Origin of the sequence: Paenibacillus sp. 1-18 (genome assembly GCF_000520755.1) — a bacterium.
GTDB classification, from domain to species: Bacteria; Bacillota; Bacilli; order Paenibacillales; family Paenibacillaceae; genus Paenibacillus; species Paenibacillus brasilensis.
The window spans coordinates 1-16,149 of record NZ_ASSB01000168.1 but is presented as its reverse complement, the minus strand read 5'-3'; the positions used below and the strand labels follow the sequence as shown (position 1 = coordinate 16,149).

Sequence of the window (16,149 nt, the reverse complement as noted above, 5' to 3'; positions counted from 1 at the left end):
CCACCCCCTGCCGATTCATATCGGGCAGATGAATTACGCCCTCATGGGCTAATATCAGCTTTCCCACTCCGGCAGCGGTCAGGTACATGGCCGCTGTCCCTCCCAAGCCTCCGATGCCTGCGACCATGACAGTGGCCTGCTTTAGTCTGTTCTGACCTTCCACTCCCAGCAGCTTCAACTGGCGTCCGTATCTGCTGTCTTCCAGCAGCTGTACCATTCGTCCATCCCCTCCATGTGCGACTCCCGCCTTAAAGATATTCGTTCTGCATGATCTTGACACCACATATCGTCGCTCTTTCTTACAGAAGGCTTATGATTCGACCTTGCCGCTGCCCTCCTCAGCATGCAGGATTTTGGCAAGCCACATGGGCAGATTGCGAGCCAGCATATTCTGGAGACGCTGGACCTGCTCCGCAATGGAGCTGCCGTAAGCTACCTTTACAGGCATAATGGTCCGTTTGGTAACCTGTGCAGCGGCCGAAGCGCCGATCTGTACCAGGAAGATCAGGGCACAGTCCTCGATCAGGCTAATTCGGCTGGCGATTTTGCCCGCTTCGTTCTCATCGCTGCCCAGGGCTAACTGCCGATGCTCCAGAAACTGGACGCCTGAGAGCCGAATTTCGAAAACAGTGAACATGGGACTCTGCCCAAAATGAGCATTCACAAGCACCCCGTCTTCCGTCGCAAATGCAACCTTCATCCTCCCTTCCCCCTCTCGGCAAGCAATACATTGCCCACCTTGTTCACCCACTCCATGGTTCCACGGTATCCGACGCTTACGGATGTATGAGCGCCCAACTCGTCATACACCGGCAAGCCTGCCGGTATGAATGAGGCGCCGGCCCGTGCCGCTCCCTTTCTTCCATGCGAATTGCTGATCCACAAATCCACGCCCTGCGCGCTCTCCTCTGCATCATCCAGATCACCGATCCAGATTTCCCGTTCTGTCTTCAGCAGCGCGGGCGTGCGGCAGGTTGTAACTAGCCGCTTCAGTTCCACTCCCATCTCCTCCAGCCAGGCTGCGGTCGACAGCATATGATCCGGTTCAAGCGCCACTACAGCCGAAGCGCCGGAATAATAGAAATGGGCATCCAGCATGCTGTCCAACAGATTTTCACGCTGCCAGCGGAAACGGACGGGGGCTGGCTCGCGACTGATCTTCTGCAGGAAATGTATGAACGCATCGCTCGCAGCCAAGCCAGACAGACCATCGAACAAGTGATAGGGAATGCCTGCGGCATGAGTCAGTCTGCGTGCCGGACGCTCCATGCTTGCGCCAATGGCAATAGTGCAGGAAGACTCCAGCATCTGGCAGGCTGAATCCAGCGGAGTTCCCCCTCTTGTCAAAGGGGAAAAGCCTGTCAGCAGATGCCCAGACAAGGAAGTGGAGATATCGGGGAGCGAAATAACCTCCAGGCCAAAGGAAGCGATAATATCCTTGATTTCCATGACATCTCCGGCAGTCAGATAAGAAGCCGGCAGCAGATTGACCTGCGTCCGGCGCTGTTTTTTGGGAGACTTGCCTCCGGCCAATCCGAGTACGGCATCCATTAGCGCTTCTACTGTACTGCTGTAGCCCGTCTCCAGGGAACCATGAAAATCAGGCAGAGATACAGAAAACAGCAGACTGTCCTTCAATGCCCGTTCTCGCTTGAATGTCTTTACTCTGGATTGAAAATCAACACCAGCCACCTCGGTGAGGGCCGTACTGATAACGCCGATGACATCCGGGTGGTGCTTGGACCAGATATGATCCAGCGCCTCCTCCAGATTCCGGTCTGCGTCAAATATAACGTCCATCTCTTGGAGCGCAGAGGTCTGAACGGCGATCGGCTCTCGAAAATGGCGGGTCAGCAGCGCCTTGGAGAAGGCCGAGCAGCCCTGAGCGCCGTGCAGCAAAGGCATGGAGCGATATATCCCCTGCAGAGCCAGCACGCCGCCCAAAGGCTGTCCTACCTTGAGCGGGTTGACACTCACAGGCTTCGTGGCGGATTTAATCGGCAAATTCCGTCTCCTCCTCCCATGGAGCCAATTTGGCGGTCAGCTCCCATACCGGATGCTGCAACGTATGCACAAGCTGCTTCGCCAGGGACAATAGCCCGTCATAGCCCGCATAAGCCTTGTGCCGCTCCTGATTGATGTCCACAAAAGGAACCTGTTCCTTAATTGCCATATACATGTTCCGTCCCCCGGCAATGACCATGTCGGCCTTGCGGCTCCGTACGGTCTTGAGAATCTGGCGGGCGCCGCCTTCCGGGATGTATTCCGCATCATCCCCGATACGGGCAGCAATCCGGGATACATCCTCGGCAGTGCTCTTATTCGTTCCTACCCCAACCACCTTAATGCCCAGCTCCTGCAAAGCCGTAATGACAGACCAACTCTTCACACCTCCGGTATAGAGCACTGCCCGCTTTCCTTTCAGCTGCTTGCGGTAGGGCTCCAGCTCCAGCGAGAGCCTCATTTCCTCCCGTGCGGCCAGCTTATCCACTCGTCGCTCCACTTCACGATCTCCGGTCAGGTAAGCCATCTGCCGCAAGGAATAACTCGTTTCCTTTGCTCCGTAAAATGAACCCTCAAAATAAGGGATGCCGTATTTACGCTCCATTTGCACCGCCAGACCCAGCAAAGCCCGGCTGCATACGACCATATTGACCTTGGCACGGTGCGCCCAGCCCACCTCACGGTATCGGCCGTCCCCGGTAATTCGGGACAGGATACTCATTCCTGTCTGCTGCATCAGCCGCTCGATATGCCACATCTCGCCCGCTATATTGTATTCCCCGATGAGATTGACATCATGGGAGGTTGTCTGTTCCGGCTCGGTGGTGCCGATAACTTGCTGGAACAGTACATCTCCAGCCAGCCGGGTCCCGAGATTCTTGCTGCCCACAAATCCCGGGCTGTTCACTGGAATGATCGGCGTACCCAGCCGCTCCGATTCAGCCTTGCAGACCCCCTCGATATCTTCACCGGTGAGGGCTGTGACGCATGTTGTATAGACGAACACAGCCGGAGGTGCAAAACGGCTGACAATGTAGCGAATTGATTCATGCAGCTTCTGTTCACCGCCAAAAATAATGTCCTGTTCCCCAAGATCCGTAGTGAAGCCATACGCCGACAGCTCCGGACCGCTGGACAGGCTGCCTCTGCTCTCCCAGCTATTGCCGAGACACGCAATCGGTCCATGCACCAAATGAGCCGCATCTGCAATGGGGATCAGTGTAATCTGGGCCCCGTCAAAGGAGCAGCCACCCGAAGCCTCCCCCGGCACAGGCCGGGGACAGGGCGTGCTTTTGGGAATTTTGTTGCCGCAGGATACCTCCAACCTTCCGTTAGACACAGCCGCCTCCATCAGCACAACCCCCTTATTTCAGATAGAATCCATTGTCACAAGTCCAGCAACCAACTTCCATCTACGCGGTACAGCGGTTAGCGTACCAGATCAAAGCTGTGATCCGGAGCCTGCTCCTCCATGACATCCAGTATGGTATTCACAAATTGGGTAAGCAGATTCAGCGCACCCTGATAACCGATAATCGGATAACGATGCAGATGATGCCTGTCGAAGATCGGGAAGCCCACACGCAGCAACGGAATGTTCGCCTCTTTGGCCGCAAACTTCAGATGAGAGCTGCCAATAGCCAGGTCCACCGGGTCCTCGAACAGCAGTGAACGCATATGCCACAGATCCTGACCGCAATGCACCGTTGCTTCTGCACCGAAGGGACTGGACTTCAGCAGAAGCTCTGCTTCCTTTTCAAATTTCCGGTCCCCATTGGAACAGACAATGTGCACAGGCTCCATGCCCAGCTCCAGACAAAAGCCAATCAGGCCGATGAGCATATCCGGGTCTCCCGCCATAGCCACTCGTTTGCCGTGCAGATAAGCATGCGAATCCATCATGGCGTCCAGAATTCGGGCGCGCTCCTGCTTCAATGCCTCGGGGATTTCGATTCCGGACAGACGGCTGATCTCTTCAAGCAAGCGATCTGTAGCGCGGATGCCCAGCGGCGTAGAGATGGAGGACAACTGTTGCCCCCAGGTTCGCTTTATATAACCTAATGTTTTACGAAGAGAGTGCTGCTGGATCGCCAACGTACCGGTAGCATCTGCGGCTTTGGGTACATCCTCAAGCGGCGTTCCTCCGTAATAGTAGCTGTACTCCCCAGTAGCGCCTGAATCAAAATTACTGCTGTGGTCGCCCAGAATGGTATACGGTACGCCAAACAATTCCAGTATGCGCCGCATTTCTGCAAAATTGCCCGTATACCCCTCAAACCCGAGCAGCACATTCAGCTTCAATTCATGACCTGGCTGCGGCGTCCGGCCTGACTTGTTATACAGTGTCTCCAGTACAGAGCGCAGCATGGCATCATAGCCTGTAATGTGTGAACCGGAAAAGCTGGGGGTATTGGCGAAAGGAACCGGCATATCCTCGGGAAGGGCTCCCTCCTGACGGGCATTGGCCAGAAAGGCGGACAGATCATCCCCGATCACCTCTGCCATACAGGTCGTGCATACGGCAATCATCTCCGGCTTATACAAGGCGATGCAGTTCTCCATACCGTCAATGAGGTTGCGCATGCCGCCGAATACGGCGGCATCCTCGGTCATCGAGGTGGATACAGCAGGAACAGGCTCTTTGAAGTGGCGGGCAAGATGGCTGCGGAAATAGGCCGTGCAGCCCTGTGAGCCATGAATGAACGGGAGTGTTTTTTCGAAGCCTAACGCAGCCATGACCGCTCCCAGCGGCTGACAAGCCTTGGCCGGATTCACAACTACGGCTGTACGAGCGAAATTTTTGTCCTTGTATTCCGTGGTCTTGGTGTACTCCAGGGTGGAAGTAACCTCCTCCGGCAAGCAAGGGGCCTCGAAGGCTCGTTTTCCCTCACGCTGGCGCACATATTTATCCTGCCGAAACAGCTGATTGTGATCGACAATATTCAAATGTTCGCTCATACCGACACCTCCACATTCTGCTGGGACGGCAGCAGGCTCCATACTGGACTGTTAATGGTCATATCCATATCACGTGCAAAAATCTTGAAGCCGTCAAAGCCATGATAAGGCCCGCTGTAATCCCAGGAATGCATTTGGCGGAAGGGAATGCCCATTTTGTGATACACATATTTCTCCTTGACTCCGGCGCCCATCAAGTCAATATGCAGCCGCTGGGCCAATTCCTCTAATTCATAGGCCGTTGGATCATCGTACAGAATGGTACCTTCCTTTACGTCGGGAAACGTTTTTTCGTAATCATCCTTATGGGCAAATTCATAGCCAGTAGCCACAATTTCCATACCCAGATCCTCATAGGCGCCGATGGTATGCCTTGCCCGTAGCCCGCCAATCAGAAGCATCACCTTTTTACCTTCCAGCCGGGGGCGATATTTACGGATGACCTCCTCCATCTGCGGCATATATTGGGCGATGACCTGCTCACATTTCTCCTGAATCGTTTCGTCAAAGCGGGCGGCAATCGCCCTTAGGCTCTCCACCGTCTTGGTCGGGCCAAAGAAGTTATATTCCATCCAGGGAATTCCGTATTCCTGCTCCATCGTTGTGCACATATAATTCATTGAACGATGACAATGGATCAGGTTGAGCTTGGATTTATGGGCAATGCCCAACTCATTGATCGTGCCGTCACCCGACCACTGCGCTATGACCCGCAGCCCCATTTCCTCCAGCAGAATGCGTGAGGCCCAGGCATCTCCGCCAATATTGTAGTCCCCGATAATGGAGACATCATAAGGCCCGCACTCCTGCAGCTCGCGGCGACCCATCAGAAAATCGCGGATCGCATCATTAGCAATGTGATGGCCCAGAGACTGACTCACCCCGCGAAAGCCCTCACAACGTACAGGAATGACCGGAATGCCCAGCTCCTCAGTCATCTTCTTGGCCACAGCCCCGATATCATCACCAATCAGTCCAACCGGACATTCGGATTGCACGGAGATACCCTTGGCCAGCGGGAACATCTCCTTAATTTCCCTGCAGATCACCTCCAGCTTCTTATCTCCGCCAAACACGATATCCTTTTCCTGAAAATTGCTTGTAATCTGCATAGCAGTAAAATTATTGATTCCCAATACCCCATTCGCATAATTGCGCCTAGTGCCCCAGCTGTATTGTCCGCAGCCGATAGGACCATGGCTAATGTGCACCATGTCTTTAATCGGGCCCCATACCACACCCTTGGACCCTGCATAAGCGCAGCCCCTCGCCGTCATGACGCCGGGCCGTGATTTCATGTTGGACTTGATGGAACAGGTTCCGCAGTTCACAAGCTCCTCATCCGCGATCTCAAAATGCTTGGTCCGGTCCTTCTTTGATTTCTGGGGATATACCTCCAGTATCTCCTCTACGATCTGCTTTCCCTTATCCACAATACTGCTCATTTGGCCTATTCCTCCCTCCTGCAAGCTGCGCGTTCAGCTCCCCACCATCATCCGATGTTTCCGTCATTAAGCCTTCAGGCTGCGGTGCTACTGCCCCGACGCCTCAGCTTTTTTAATTGCGGTCTCTTCATCCTCAATAATGCCGAATTCCATCAACAGCTCCTCCAGCTCTTCCATGGTGATGGGAGTGGGAACTGTTAGCATATCGTTATTCAAAATTTTACCTGCCAGCTCTTCATACTCCGCAGCCTGCTTATGGTCCGGGCTGTATTGGGTCACGGTCATACGACGCAGCTCAGCATGCTGCACAACATTGTCACGCGGCAAAAAGTGGATCATCTGCGTATTCAGTCTTCTTGCAAGCTCGGTAATCAAATCTGCTTCCCGGTCCGTATTCCGACTGTTGCAGATCAAGCCGCCCAAACGCACCCCGCCGCTGTTGGCGTACTTTAATATCCCGCGCGCAATATTATTGGCAGCGTACATGGCCATCATTTCGCCTGAGCATACGATGTAGATTTCCTGAGCCTTCTTCTCCCGGATCGGCATGGCGAAGCCCCCGCACACTACGTCGCCCAGTACATCGTAGGACACAAAATCCAGCCCTTCGTAGGCTCCCTCTTCCTCCAAAAAATTGATGGCTGTGATAATGCCGCGCCCTGCACAGCCGACACCGGGCTCTGGCCCGCCGCATTCCACATTCAGGATGTCACCGAAGCCTTTCTGGACAACATCCTCCAGCTCCAAATCCTCCACCGTGCCCCTTTCGGCCGCCAGATGCAGTACTGTCTGTTGGGCCTTCGTATTCAGAATAAGACGGGTGGAGTCTGCCTTGGGATCACAGCCTACGATCATAATCTTTTGTTTGAATTTGGTCGCGAGCTGAGCCAATGTATTCTGCGAGGTTGTCGATTTGCCAATACCGCCTTTACCGTAAAACGCTATTTGTCTCATATCTTCTCAGCCTCCAAAATGTTCAATGGGTGAATGCTTACTTTTCTTACTGCTCTGCACAGGATACATATAACGCAGAAATTTTACATATTCCAGAACGGATTCCTCAATATCCCCGCCGCATACAATAGGCAGCACGCCAGCTTCCTGCAATGCCTCTTTGGGGGCCTCACCTATGCCGGCCGACAGCAGCAATGCACAGTCATGCACCATGGAAAGGATCTCCTTCATCGTCTCGGCCTTATCCCCATTGCAATCGGCTTTCCCGTGACAGTAGGATTGCACCTTGCGGATGCCTACGAAATTGACAATCGTCCCGTCGCTTTCATAGATCATGAACTCCTTGGCACGGCCGAAATGCTGATTCACCTTTCCTCCGCCACGACTGGCCACAGCGATCAGGACCGGTTTTGAGGTAAAGCTTGCTTCAGGCTCATCTCCCGATAACGGACAGCTACAGCCAGCCGCGGTTGACGATTGTTTGGGGTGCGATTGTCCCTCCTTGCGCTCCATCCTCACTCTCACCTTCTCATCCAGTTCTTTCTGAAATTGTGCCCTTGCCCCTTCATCCATGGGAGGAGCGGCCGCTATGTTCTCCCATGTAAAATCCTGATTGCGATCCTCGCCCAGCAGGCCGATTGCATCCGCCCTGCACTGACGGCAATGGCGCATAATAACGGCTCCCGCGTCAGCACATTGCTCCTGCAGCTGCCGCACCAGACGTGGACGGGGGGCCTGCATCCCTTCCTGCTCATACTGGCTGCCGGGAGCGATGATGAGCGGCATAATGTTGTGAATCACTGCGCCGTGCTCCTTGACCACCCTGGCTACCTCCGGCAGATGGGCATCGTTGACTTCGGGAATCAGTACCGAGTTCACCTTGCACAATACGCCTCTTGAAGCTAGCATCTTCAAGCCTGCAAGCTGGCGGTCAATCAACAGCCGCGCGCCCTCCTCTCCTGTGTAGCGTTTTCCTTCATCGTAGATCCATCCATAAATGCGGCTCCCCACAACTGGATCTACAGCATTGATCGTGATCGTGACATGCGAAACGCCCAACTCTACAATCCTGTCGACATGCCTGATCAAGGTAAGTCCATTCGTACTGAGACAGAATATGACATCCTTAACTGTCTCACGGACCCGGCGGAAGGTATCGAAGGTTGCGTCTGCATTGGCCAGCGGATCTCCAGGTCCCGCAATGCCGACAACGGACAGCTGCATGATCTGTGCCGCTACACCATAGGTCTTGCGCGCCGCCTGCTCCGGCGTGAGCAGTTCACTGACCACGCCGGGGCGGCTTTCATTGACGCAATCGAATTTGCGGTTGCAATAATGACACTGAATATTGCATGCCGGAGCTACCGGAAGATGGATGCGCGCAAAATAGCGATGTGCCTCTTCGTTATAACAGGGATGTCGTCTGAAGGTTTCTAATGCTAAGGGGGTTTCCGAGAGATCAGCTAAAGAGTCCATTCATTCCCTCCTCTCCACGTTATATTCCCTTACACAAATCTCTAATTTGGTCTGGAATATAATTACATCTTAGAGACAGGGGCATATCCAGTCAATTCGCTTCTTCCCGAAATTCTTGAAATTTGTCCTCATTTCACATATGTGTCAATTTTTACGTCAGATAATATACCTCATAATTAACATGTGTGCGGTTACATTTCATTTTCTCAATGACATCCGGACATAAAAAAGAGAGTCCGCACAGACGGCCCTCCAAATACAATTCGATTTACAAACGTAAAAATTAATTGATCATTTGTAACACGAACATTGCTATTTCGTGTGAACTATTATACATTTAGGATACATTTTTAGGTCTATACAAGAATTCGGAAAGGCAACCGTACCTCACCGACAATCATATATAAGCGAAGGTGGAACCCGTCCATGAAGAAAGAAAAAGTTACTATTCAAGATATCGCCGATGCTTTGGGAATCTCCCGAAACACCGCTTCCAAAGCAATTAATGGAAATGACAGCATCCCGGTTGAGACACGGAACAAAGTCATAAAAAAAGCGATAGAACTCAAATATAAGCAATTTGCCTATGTGGAAACAGAGAGCATCATTCTGAAAAATCAAGGTAATATTGCCCTGTTCACATGCAATCTGCCGAACAGCTCGCATTTTGGCTCCTTGCTGATCAGTGGTCTGGAGAAAAGAATAAGCGCGGAAGGGTATAATCTGTCGATTCATATTGTGCGGGAAAATGAGTTATATGCAGGAGCACTTCCTAATAATTTTGAAGCCTCCAAGGCCGATGGGATCATTTGTATTGAAATGTTTGATCCACAATATAGTGAGCTCGTTACGAGTTTGGGACTGCCCACGATCTTTATCGATTGCTCGGTGGACATTTTCTGCCCTGATTTGAAAGCGGATTTATTGTTGATGGAAAATGAGCATAGCGTTTATTCTGTTACCAAAAGCCTGATTCAGGGCGGATTTACGCAGATCGGTTTTGTTGGGGATTATAAGCATTGCAAAAGCTTCAACGAGCGGTGGGTTGGATATAACAGAGCTTTAATTGAAGCCGGTCTTACTGTGGATTTATCCTGTTGTATCATCGACCACGACCGAAATTTTTTCTCCGAGTCGGATTGGATGGATAAACAGTTGGAGGGCATGAACGAGTTGCCGTCTGCGTTTGTGTGCGCCAATGATTTTATTGCCGTCAGTGTCATGAAAGCGCTCAAAAATAAAAACATGAAAATCCCTGCGGATATTGCCGTGTTTGGATTTGATAATGCTCCTGAATCCCGGATTGTGGAGCCTCATCTATCTACCGTCCATATTTACAACAACGAGATGGGTATTACGGCAGCTGAGATGCTACTGGCGCGGGTCAAAGATCCTTCAAGACCTTATCAAATCACACATATCAAAACAGATCCGATATATAGAGAGTCCACACCGATATTACAAATAGAAAAGTAAAAGAGGAGTTCTGACGACGCTCCGCGAACAGAACGTTGCTCCAATCGCTGTTGTGGCGACCGCTGACGCTTTTTCGCAATCGTTCCGTCCTCTCCGCTGCTTTCAGTAGATTCCCTCATTATTATAGCTTTTCTAAAGGTATTACATCTGTTTTTGGTAAATGGTACAAGCCACTTGAAAGGCATTAAGAATGCAAAATGGCAAGCCTCTAAGTAAGTAGAGTCTTGCCTTCTCCTAAATTCAATAACGATTAATGCAGCGAAGAGTCTTATGCTTCCTTCCTGTTATAAATCCTCTGCTGATTCCACCGACTCTGCTTTTAATTCTTTCGCATCTATTTCCGTCCCATTGGCTTTCGTTTTATTGACTTCCGTCCCATCAACTTCCTTTTCATCTATCTCTGATGCCTCTACCTCATCCGCTTCAACGCTGCTCTCTTCCTCAATCAAGGCTCTTGGCGTATAGAGCTTGGGAATCGGCACGTTCGCCCAATCCATATCGGATGCAAAGTAAAAGCTCGTATAGGACGGCTGGTTATAGCCGGTATTTTGACGCGCCACATCCGCCCGATACTGCGGATCATGCATCAACGTGTATAATTTGTGCGTTGTAGGCTCAGTGCTCAAATAGATACGGATCGCAGAGCTATCTACTGTACGGACAAGCATCTCCTCGCGCCAATCTCCGAAAATATCGGCAGCCAGCGACGGCGTTCCTTTGGTATAGTTATTCGTTTTGGTGCCTGTTGCGGTCAGCAATGTACCGCGCCTCCAATCCTCAATGGTCGGGGTTACGTCAATCGCCCCGTTCACGATTTGTGTGGTCATATTAGCGGCCCATTTGATACTCATGTTGGTGCCTGGCATCTTCGTATCAAGCTGCTTGCCCGCCGCAGTCCACAAGCCGATGGCCCAGGTTTCCAGTCCTCGTTGATCCGGGTCTATGTCACCGATCATTCCGCGCCCTGTATCCTTGCCGGAATATGCGCCGTAGATGACTTTGCCTGTCTTGGCATCCCGCAGCGAATAGCCATATGGAGCATAGGTTCCGCCCTCATGCACCATAAAGATTTCTTTGCCGGGCCGATCCGGGTCAATATCGGTCACATGCAGCGCATCCCCGTGTCCCAGTCTGGCTGTTTGGCCCGGAATCGCGCTTTCCGGAGGCATGACATCAAACGAGCTGTACAGCAGGCTGCCGTCATGGTCGATGGTGGCAGACCCGTATACGATTTCGTCCTTGCCGTCACCATCCAATGCTTTTGAAGATGGCGGCCGTCCCATGTATAGGTTACCAAGGTGGAACGTGTATAATAGCCGCGTGCAAATACAGCATAAGGCTTGCGGCCGTCCAGATAAGCCACCCCTGCCAGGAAACGATCCACACGGTTGGCAGGTTCAATCCGGGCCATAGCGTAATCCCCCCACATAAGACCATCGTCATGACGCTCCGGCTCATAGCGGACGGTGTCCAGCTCAGCTCCCGTTTTTCCTTTGAAAATGGTCAGATACTCCGGTCTATCCACAATGAAGCCTTCGAACTCTCTCAGCTTGTTTTTGTCGCTCCGTGCAGGCGCGTATACATCCATGAAGTAGTCCGCCAGGCTTTCCGCATCCTTTCGGGATAACGGATAGCTATACGTTGGAGCAATGCCAAAGCATTCCTCCAGCGTAGCGGGCCATTGCCCCTTGACCACTTCTTCATGCTTCGTCCAGCTCATGAACATGTTCACCACATGCTCGTAATAATCCGTGCGGCTTAAACGGTAATCGTCCTTATGCGTAATCCCTGCTTTTCGATCCTCACGGGGCAGGGTAATATACGTTTCTTTTTTCGGCTTGCCCTTTTTGTCAAAAGTAATCGTTTTGGTGCCTGGGGCCGTCTTGAACATCAGCTCGGCTTTACCATCTCCGTCAAAATCGTATACCATCATCTGTGTATAATGTGCGCCTGATCGAATATTCACACCCAGGTCAATCCGATATAACCGCTTGCCCTCGGCCGTATATGCATCGACATACGTATTTCCGGTATAGCCTTTCTGAGATACATCCTTGGAGTTTGACGGGTCCCATTTTACGAAAAATTCATATTGTCCGTCTCCGTCCACATCCCCCACACTCATGTCGTTGGCTGAGTAAGTATAGGATTCACCTGCGGGTGTTGCTCCACCGGCGGGCTTTTGAAGTGGAAGCTCGTAGTAACCCTGCTGCCATGGCATCACTTTGACACTGCGATCCTTTTCCTTCCCATTAACGACTGGAGCCACCCTGTACACCGCATTTCCGGTTCCTTCCTTATCAACATAGTTGGTGCTGTCGGTCACCGTTGCAATCTTCTTGCCGTCACGGTATACATTAAAGTTCGCTCCCGTCAGTCCTGTTGGGCCATAGCCGCTCACTTCCTGGGCCAATAACCGCCAGCTTAAAAATACACCCTCCTGCGTCACCGCAGCTACCAGACCCCGATCCAGCTTTTCCAGCTGAATGCTGCCACTTCGGTTCTGTTCAACAGCAATTTCTGATTCCGCCTGCAGCGTTGTCGGTTCGGACAAGTCTTCCGCAGCCACTCCTCCAGTCGTCCCCGTCATCACCAGTATCGTTGCCAACGCGGCGGTCAAGCTTCCCTTTCGCCATGCGCCTTTCCTTTGAGCCATCCAAGTCTTCCTCCTCAATTGTGTTGTGATGACAAGCAAGTACGCCAAAATGATTGCGCTTACATAATTTAAATGCCTTATTATTATAGTTTTGTCGTTCTCCCTAAAGCGTTTAAATATCCGGCAATTTCTCTACACAAATCCGTGTTGTTGCTCATTTTTATTGAAATATTCCTCCAAGCTCGCTTTATAACGGTTCATTGCGTGAGCTATGATCAAACATACATCCTATCAAGGTTTCACAAAAATGATGTCACAAAACGCCCCATTGCGGTTGTTATATAGACATAAATACAAGGAGGTGAGCTCTTGCAGGCAACCATCCCCGGGGATACGCAAAACAAATACAGCCAGGTTGAGCTGGCCGTAAAGCGCGTCAAAGCAGGTGAACAGCAAGCTTACGAAATTATTATTCGACAATTCGAGCGTCAGATGTACACCTACTGCTTTTATATTTTGAGAAATCATGAAGCAACAGAGGACGCTGTTCAGGACATTTTCATCAGAGCTTATGAGCATCTTCATCAGTACAGCAGACAGACCAGCTTCTCGGCATGGCTATACAAGATGGCCTACCATCACTTAATGAACATCAAAAGGAAGCACAGCCGCTGGCTCAGACTGGTACAGCAGGTTAAAGAGCACGAGCCAATCGTCCAGATATCACCTTATAAAAGTGTGATTGAAGAGCTGCTGACTTATCTTACACCGGAAGAGCGTCATATTCTGCTGCTGAAGGCTGTTGAGCAATACAGCTTTGAGGAGATTAGCAACATCATGGGCTTAAAGTCGGCGACCATCCGCAAAAAATACGAGCGGCTTCGGCGCAAGCTGCTGGACCAGAGAAGCAAAGGAGGACTTGCCAATGGACAACCGTCCAACACCACCTTATGAACGCGAACTGAATCAGTTGGAGAATTGGATCAATGAATCAGTCATGCCCAGAGGCAGTATGAGTGATCAAATTATGAAGAAGATTGGAGAAAGAACCATGCAAAGAAAGACCACGAAATCAAAGTTAGCAAAACGGGCAGTCGTGGCGGCATCCGTAGTTGGTATATTAGGGGCAGGGGTGGTAGGTGCCGGGTTTGTATCACCGACCATGGCGGCCACACTGAAGCAAATTCCCGGAATTGGCAGTATTTTTTATGGATTGAGTGCGGATGAAATTCAGACTGCTGTAGACAAGGGCATTCTCAGCCATCCTAACGAAAGTGTGACTCATGACGGAATTACGTTGACATTGAGTGATGTTCTGTATGATGGCACGCGCCTGTCCTTCTCCATTGAGCGTAAAGGCGAGAATATGCCGGAAGGTTCCATGAGCCCTTATATACCTATGGATTCCAAAACTGAAAGTAAAGATAAGGAATGGATAAAGAAGCATAAAGTTCCTGAAAAAGATCAGCTTAAGGGCTACTTTAAACATCCGGAAGTACTGATTAATGGCAAAAAGGTGGACTCTAAACAATTCATATTCGGTGATGATCCGCACAAAAACAATTCAGTCATGGGGGAGTTCCTGCAGTTAGGCTCCCTCCCGGACGAGTTTGAGTTGACGGTTAGGACCTCGATGACAGGTGTTGATGAGCCCTATGAATTCAAGGTCCCGGTGAAAATAGACAACACCATGATTGTTGTCCAGCCGAATGAGACAAAAACCAGCGGCAGCTTCAGCTACACCGTGAAGGAGCTGAAATCTACCTCAACGACGACTCGCTTAGTACTTGACAGTACAGGTGAAGTGCCTGCTTCCCCGGAGCAGACAGGAGAGTATGCGCCAACGATGATGTATTACGATATTGTGGATGATCAGGGCAACATTCTTGAGCAGCGCCAATTCGGTTATTTCAACAGCAAGCCTAGGACAAAATACCATGTGGATGAGCTGTATGATGCAGTTAAGCCGAACACGAAATACGTAACGATTAAGCCATTCACCTTAACCGTCAAGCCAGCTGACTGGAGCATCGTTGGACAAGTGAATGACAAGGTTGGCAACGAAGTGAAGAAGGGTGACAAAACGTATATTAAGGAATTGGAAATGGAGATTCCCCTGAAAAACTAAACACAAATGATTCAATTCATGAATTTAAAATCACAAGCTTCCGGAGAGGAGAAATGTCTAATGCAACAGACAAACTTAAAATTCACATTTCTAAAACGGGTATTACTTACAACATCGGCTTTCGCGATATTGGGAACAGGAGCAGCAATACCGAAATTTATATCCCCCATTGTGTCAGCCGCTAGTGACGCGGAATCCGCAAAAGCCGTTTCTTCCAAGCTGAGCCTGACACAGGACGGGGTTACACTGAAGCTCAGTGATGTGTTCTATGATGGAACACGCCTGTCTTTTTCTATCGAACGTGAAGGCAAAAATTTACCTGAGGGAGTCATGAGCCTGTACCTCCCAATAGATGCCAAAGCCAGTAAAAGCCTCAAGAAATATATGGTTCCTGAGAAAGATCAGAAAAAGGGCTATGTCAAGTCTCCTGAAGTTCTGATAGATGGGAAGAAACTGAAAAGCTTTCTAGAATTCGGAGAAAAAGTATCCCAAAAGAACACCGTAAAAGCCGAATACAACCAGTTGGGCTCACTTCCAGACGATTTTGAAATGACAGTCCAGGTAGGGGTTACCAGAATCAGCAAGCCTTTTGAATTTAAAGTTCCTGTCAAAAAGGACAGCAGTGCGGTGAGTGTCAAGCCGAATACGACCCAAAAGAGCGGGTCATTCAGTTACACGGTCAAACAGCTTGATATTACTTCCCATACGACCCGTCTTGTGCTGGATAGCGAAGGTCAAGTACCTGCGTCTTCCCAGCAGACGGGAAAATACGCTCCATCCATGATGTATTATGATATCGTAGATGATCAGGGAAAAACGCTTCAACAACGGAAAGTCGGCTTCTACAACAGCAAGCCTAAAACGAAGTACCATATTGATGAGCTGTACAGTGCTATAGGCAGCAGACCCCAATATGTGACGATCAAGCCGTATACATTGACAGTCAATCCCTCTAATTGGAGTATTGTCGGTCAAGGCAAGGGAGCAGACGGCAAGCATAAAAACGGAGATAAGACATATATCAAGGAACTTGAGATGAAAATTCCTGTGCCAGCACAATAACATCAATACAAGAAGATGAGCAAGCCTGGATGAGAATCCAGGCTTGCTCA

Annotated in this window: 12 protein-coding genes and 1 pseudogene; 4 read left to right on the top strand and 9 right to left on the bottom strand. The window is 50.5% G+C overall.

Annotation, left to right across the window (positions count from 1 at the left end):
* The 8 genes from L693_RS27970 to nifB all read right to left on the bottom strand — a co-directional run.
* Nucleotides 1-283, bottom strand: a 283-nt coding sequence (locus tag L693_RS27970) for a ThiF family adenylyltransferase (protein WP_231503603.1), incomplete at its 3' end; no start/stop codon positions are given.
* 27 nt (nucleotides 284-310) lie between these two features.
* Nucleotides 311-700: a NifB/NifX family molybdenum-iron cluster-binding protein gene (locus L693_RS0110425; protein WP_025717203.1), complete on the bottom strand. Its 390-nt coding sequence runs from the start codon at nucleotides 698-700 to the stop codon at nucleotides 311-313.
* A complete protein-coding gene (gene nifN, locus L693_RS0110420) occupies nucleotides 697-2,004 on the bottom strand; it encodes a nitrogenase iron-molybdenum cofactor biosynthesis protein NifN (RefSeq protein ID WP_025717202.1) in 1,308 nt (435 codons plus the stop codon). Before nifN ends, L693_RS0110425 begins: the two co-directional genes overlap by 4 nt.
* The gene (gene nifE, locus L693_RS0110415; RefSeq protein WP_025717201.1) at nucleotides 1,994-3,355 is read right to left on the bottom strand and encodes a nitrogenase iron-molybdenum cofactor biosynthesis protein NifE; all 1,362 of its coding nucleotides are present in this window, start codon (nucleotides 3,353-3,355) and stop codon (nucleotides 1,994-1,996) included. Before nifE ends, nifN begins: the two co-directional genes overlap by 11 nt.
* Before the next feature lie 77 nt (nucleotides 3,356-3,432).
* Nucleotides 3,433-4,962: a nitrogenase molybdenum-iron protein subunit beta gene (gene nifK / locus L693_RS0110410; protein ID WP_025717200.1), complete on the bottom strand. Its 1,530-nt coding sequence runs from the start codon at nucleotides 4,960-4,962 to the stop codon at nucleotides 3,433-3,435.
* The gene (gene nifD, locus L693_RS0110405; protein WP_025717199.1) at nucleotides 4,959-6,407 is read right to left on the bottom strand and encodes a nitrogenase molybdenum-iron protein alpha chain; all 1,449 of its coding nucleotides are present in this window, start codon (nucleotides 6,405-6,407) and stop codon (nucleotides 4,959-4,961) included. The genes nifK and nifD overlap by 4 nt, the downstream gene beginning before the upstream one ends.
* An 87-nt stretch (nucleotides 6,408-6,494) precedes the next feature.
* On the bottom strand, nucleotides 6,495-7,361 hold the full coding sequence (gene nifH / locus L693_RS0110400) for a nitrogenase iron protein (protein ID WP_025717198.1): 867 nt from the start codon (nucleotides 7,359-7,361) through the stop codon (nucleotides 6,495-6,497).
* Between the two features lie 6 nt (nucleotides 7,362-7,367).
* A complete protein-coding gene (nifB, locus tag L693_RS0110395) occupies nucleotides 7,368-8,837 on the bottom strand; it encodes a nitrogenase cofactor biosynthesis protein NifB (RefSeq protein WP_025717197.1) in 1,470 nt (489 codons plus the stop codon).
* A gap of 426 nt (nucleotides 8,838-9,263) precedes the next feature.
* On the opposite strand from nifB, the gene L693_RS0110390 reads away from it, so the two are divergent.
* The gene (locus L693_RS0110390; protein WP_025717196.1) at nucleotides 9,264-10,313 is read left to right on the top strand and encodes a LacI family DNA-binding transcriptional regulator; all 1,050 of its coding nucleotides are present in this window, start codon (nucleotides 9,264-9,266) and stop codon (nucleotides 10,311-10,313) included.
* A gap of 284 nt (nucleotides 10,314-10,597) precedes the next feature.
* Here L693_RS0110390 and L693_RS31950 read toward each other — a convergent pair.
* A pseudogene (locus tag L693_RS31950) lies at nucleotides 10,598-12,969 on the bottom strand (rhamnogalacturonan lyase).
* A gap of 309 nt (nucleotides 12,970-13,278) precedes the next feature.
* Here L693_RS31950 and L693_RS0110380 point away from each other — a divergent pair.
* Genes L693_RS0110380 through L693_RS0110370 form a run of 3 tightly spaced genes read left to right on the top strand, consistent with a single transcriptional unit; the run spans nucleotide 13,279 to nucleotide 16,099 of the window.
* A complete protein-coding gene (locus L693_RS0110380) occupies nucleotides 13,279-13,863 on the top strand; it encodes an RNA polymerase sigma factor (RefSeq protein WP_025717195.1) in 585 nt (194 codons plus the stop codon).
* On the top strand, nucleotides 13,835-15,037 hold the full coding sequence (locus L693_RS0110375; RefSeq protein ID WP_025717194.1) for a DUF4179 domain-containing protein: 1,203 nt from the start codon (nucleotides 13,835-13,837) through the stop codon (nucleotides 15,035-15,037). The genes L693_RS0110380 and L693_RS0110375 overlap by 29 nt, the downstream gene beginning before the upstream one ends.
* Nucleotides 15,038-15,097: 60 nt before the next feature.
* Entirely contained in the window at nucleotides 15,098-16,099 is a 1,002-nt protein-coding gene (locus L693_RS0110370; RefSeq protein WP_025717193.1) for a DUF5643 domain-containing protein, read from the top strand.
* Nucleotides 16,100-16,149 lie beyond the last annotated feature (50 nt).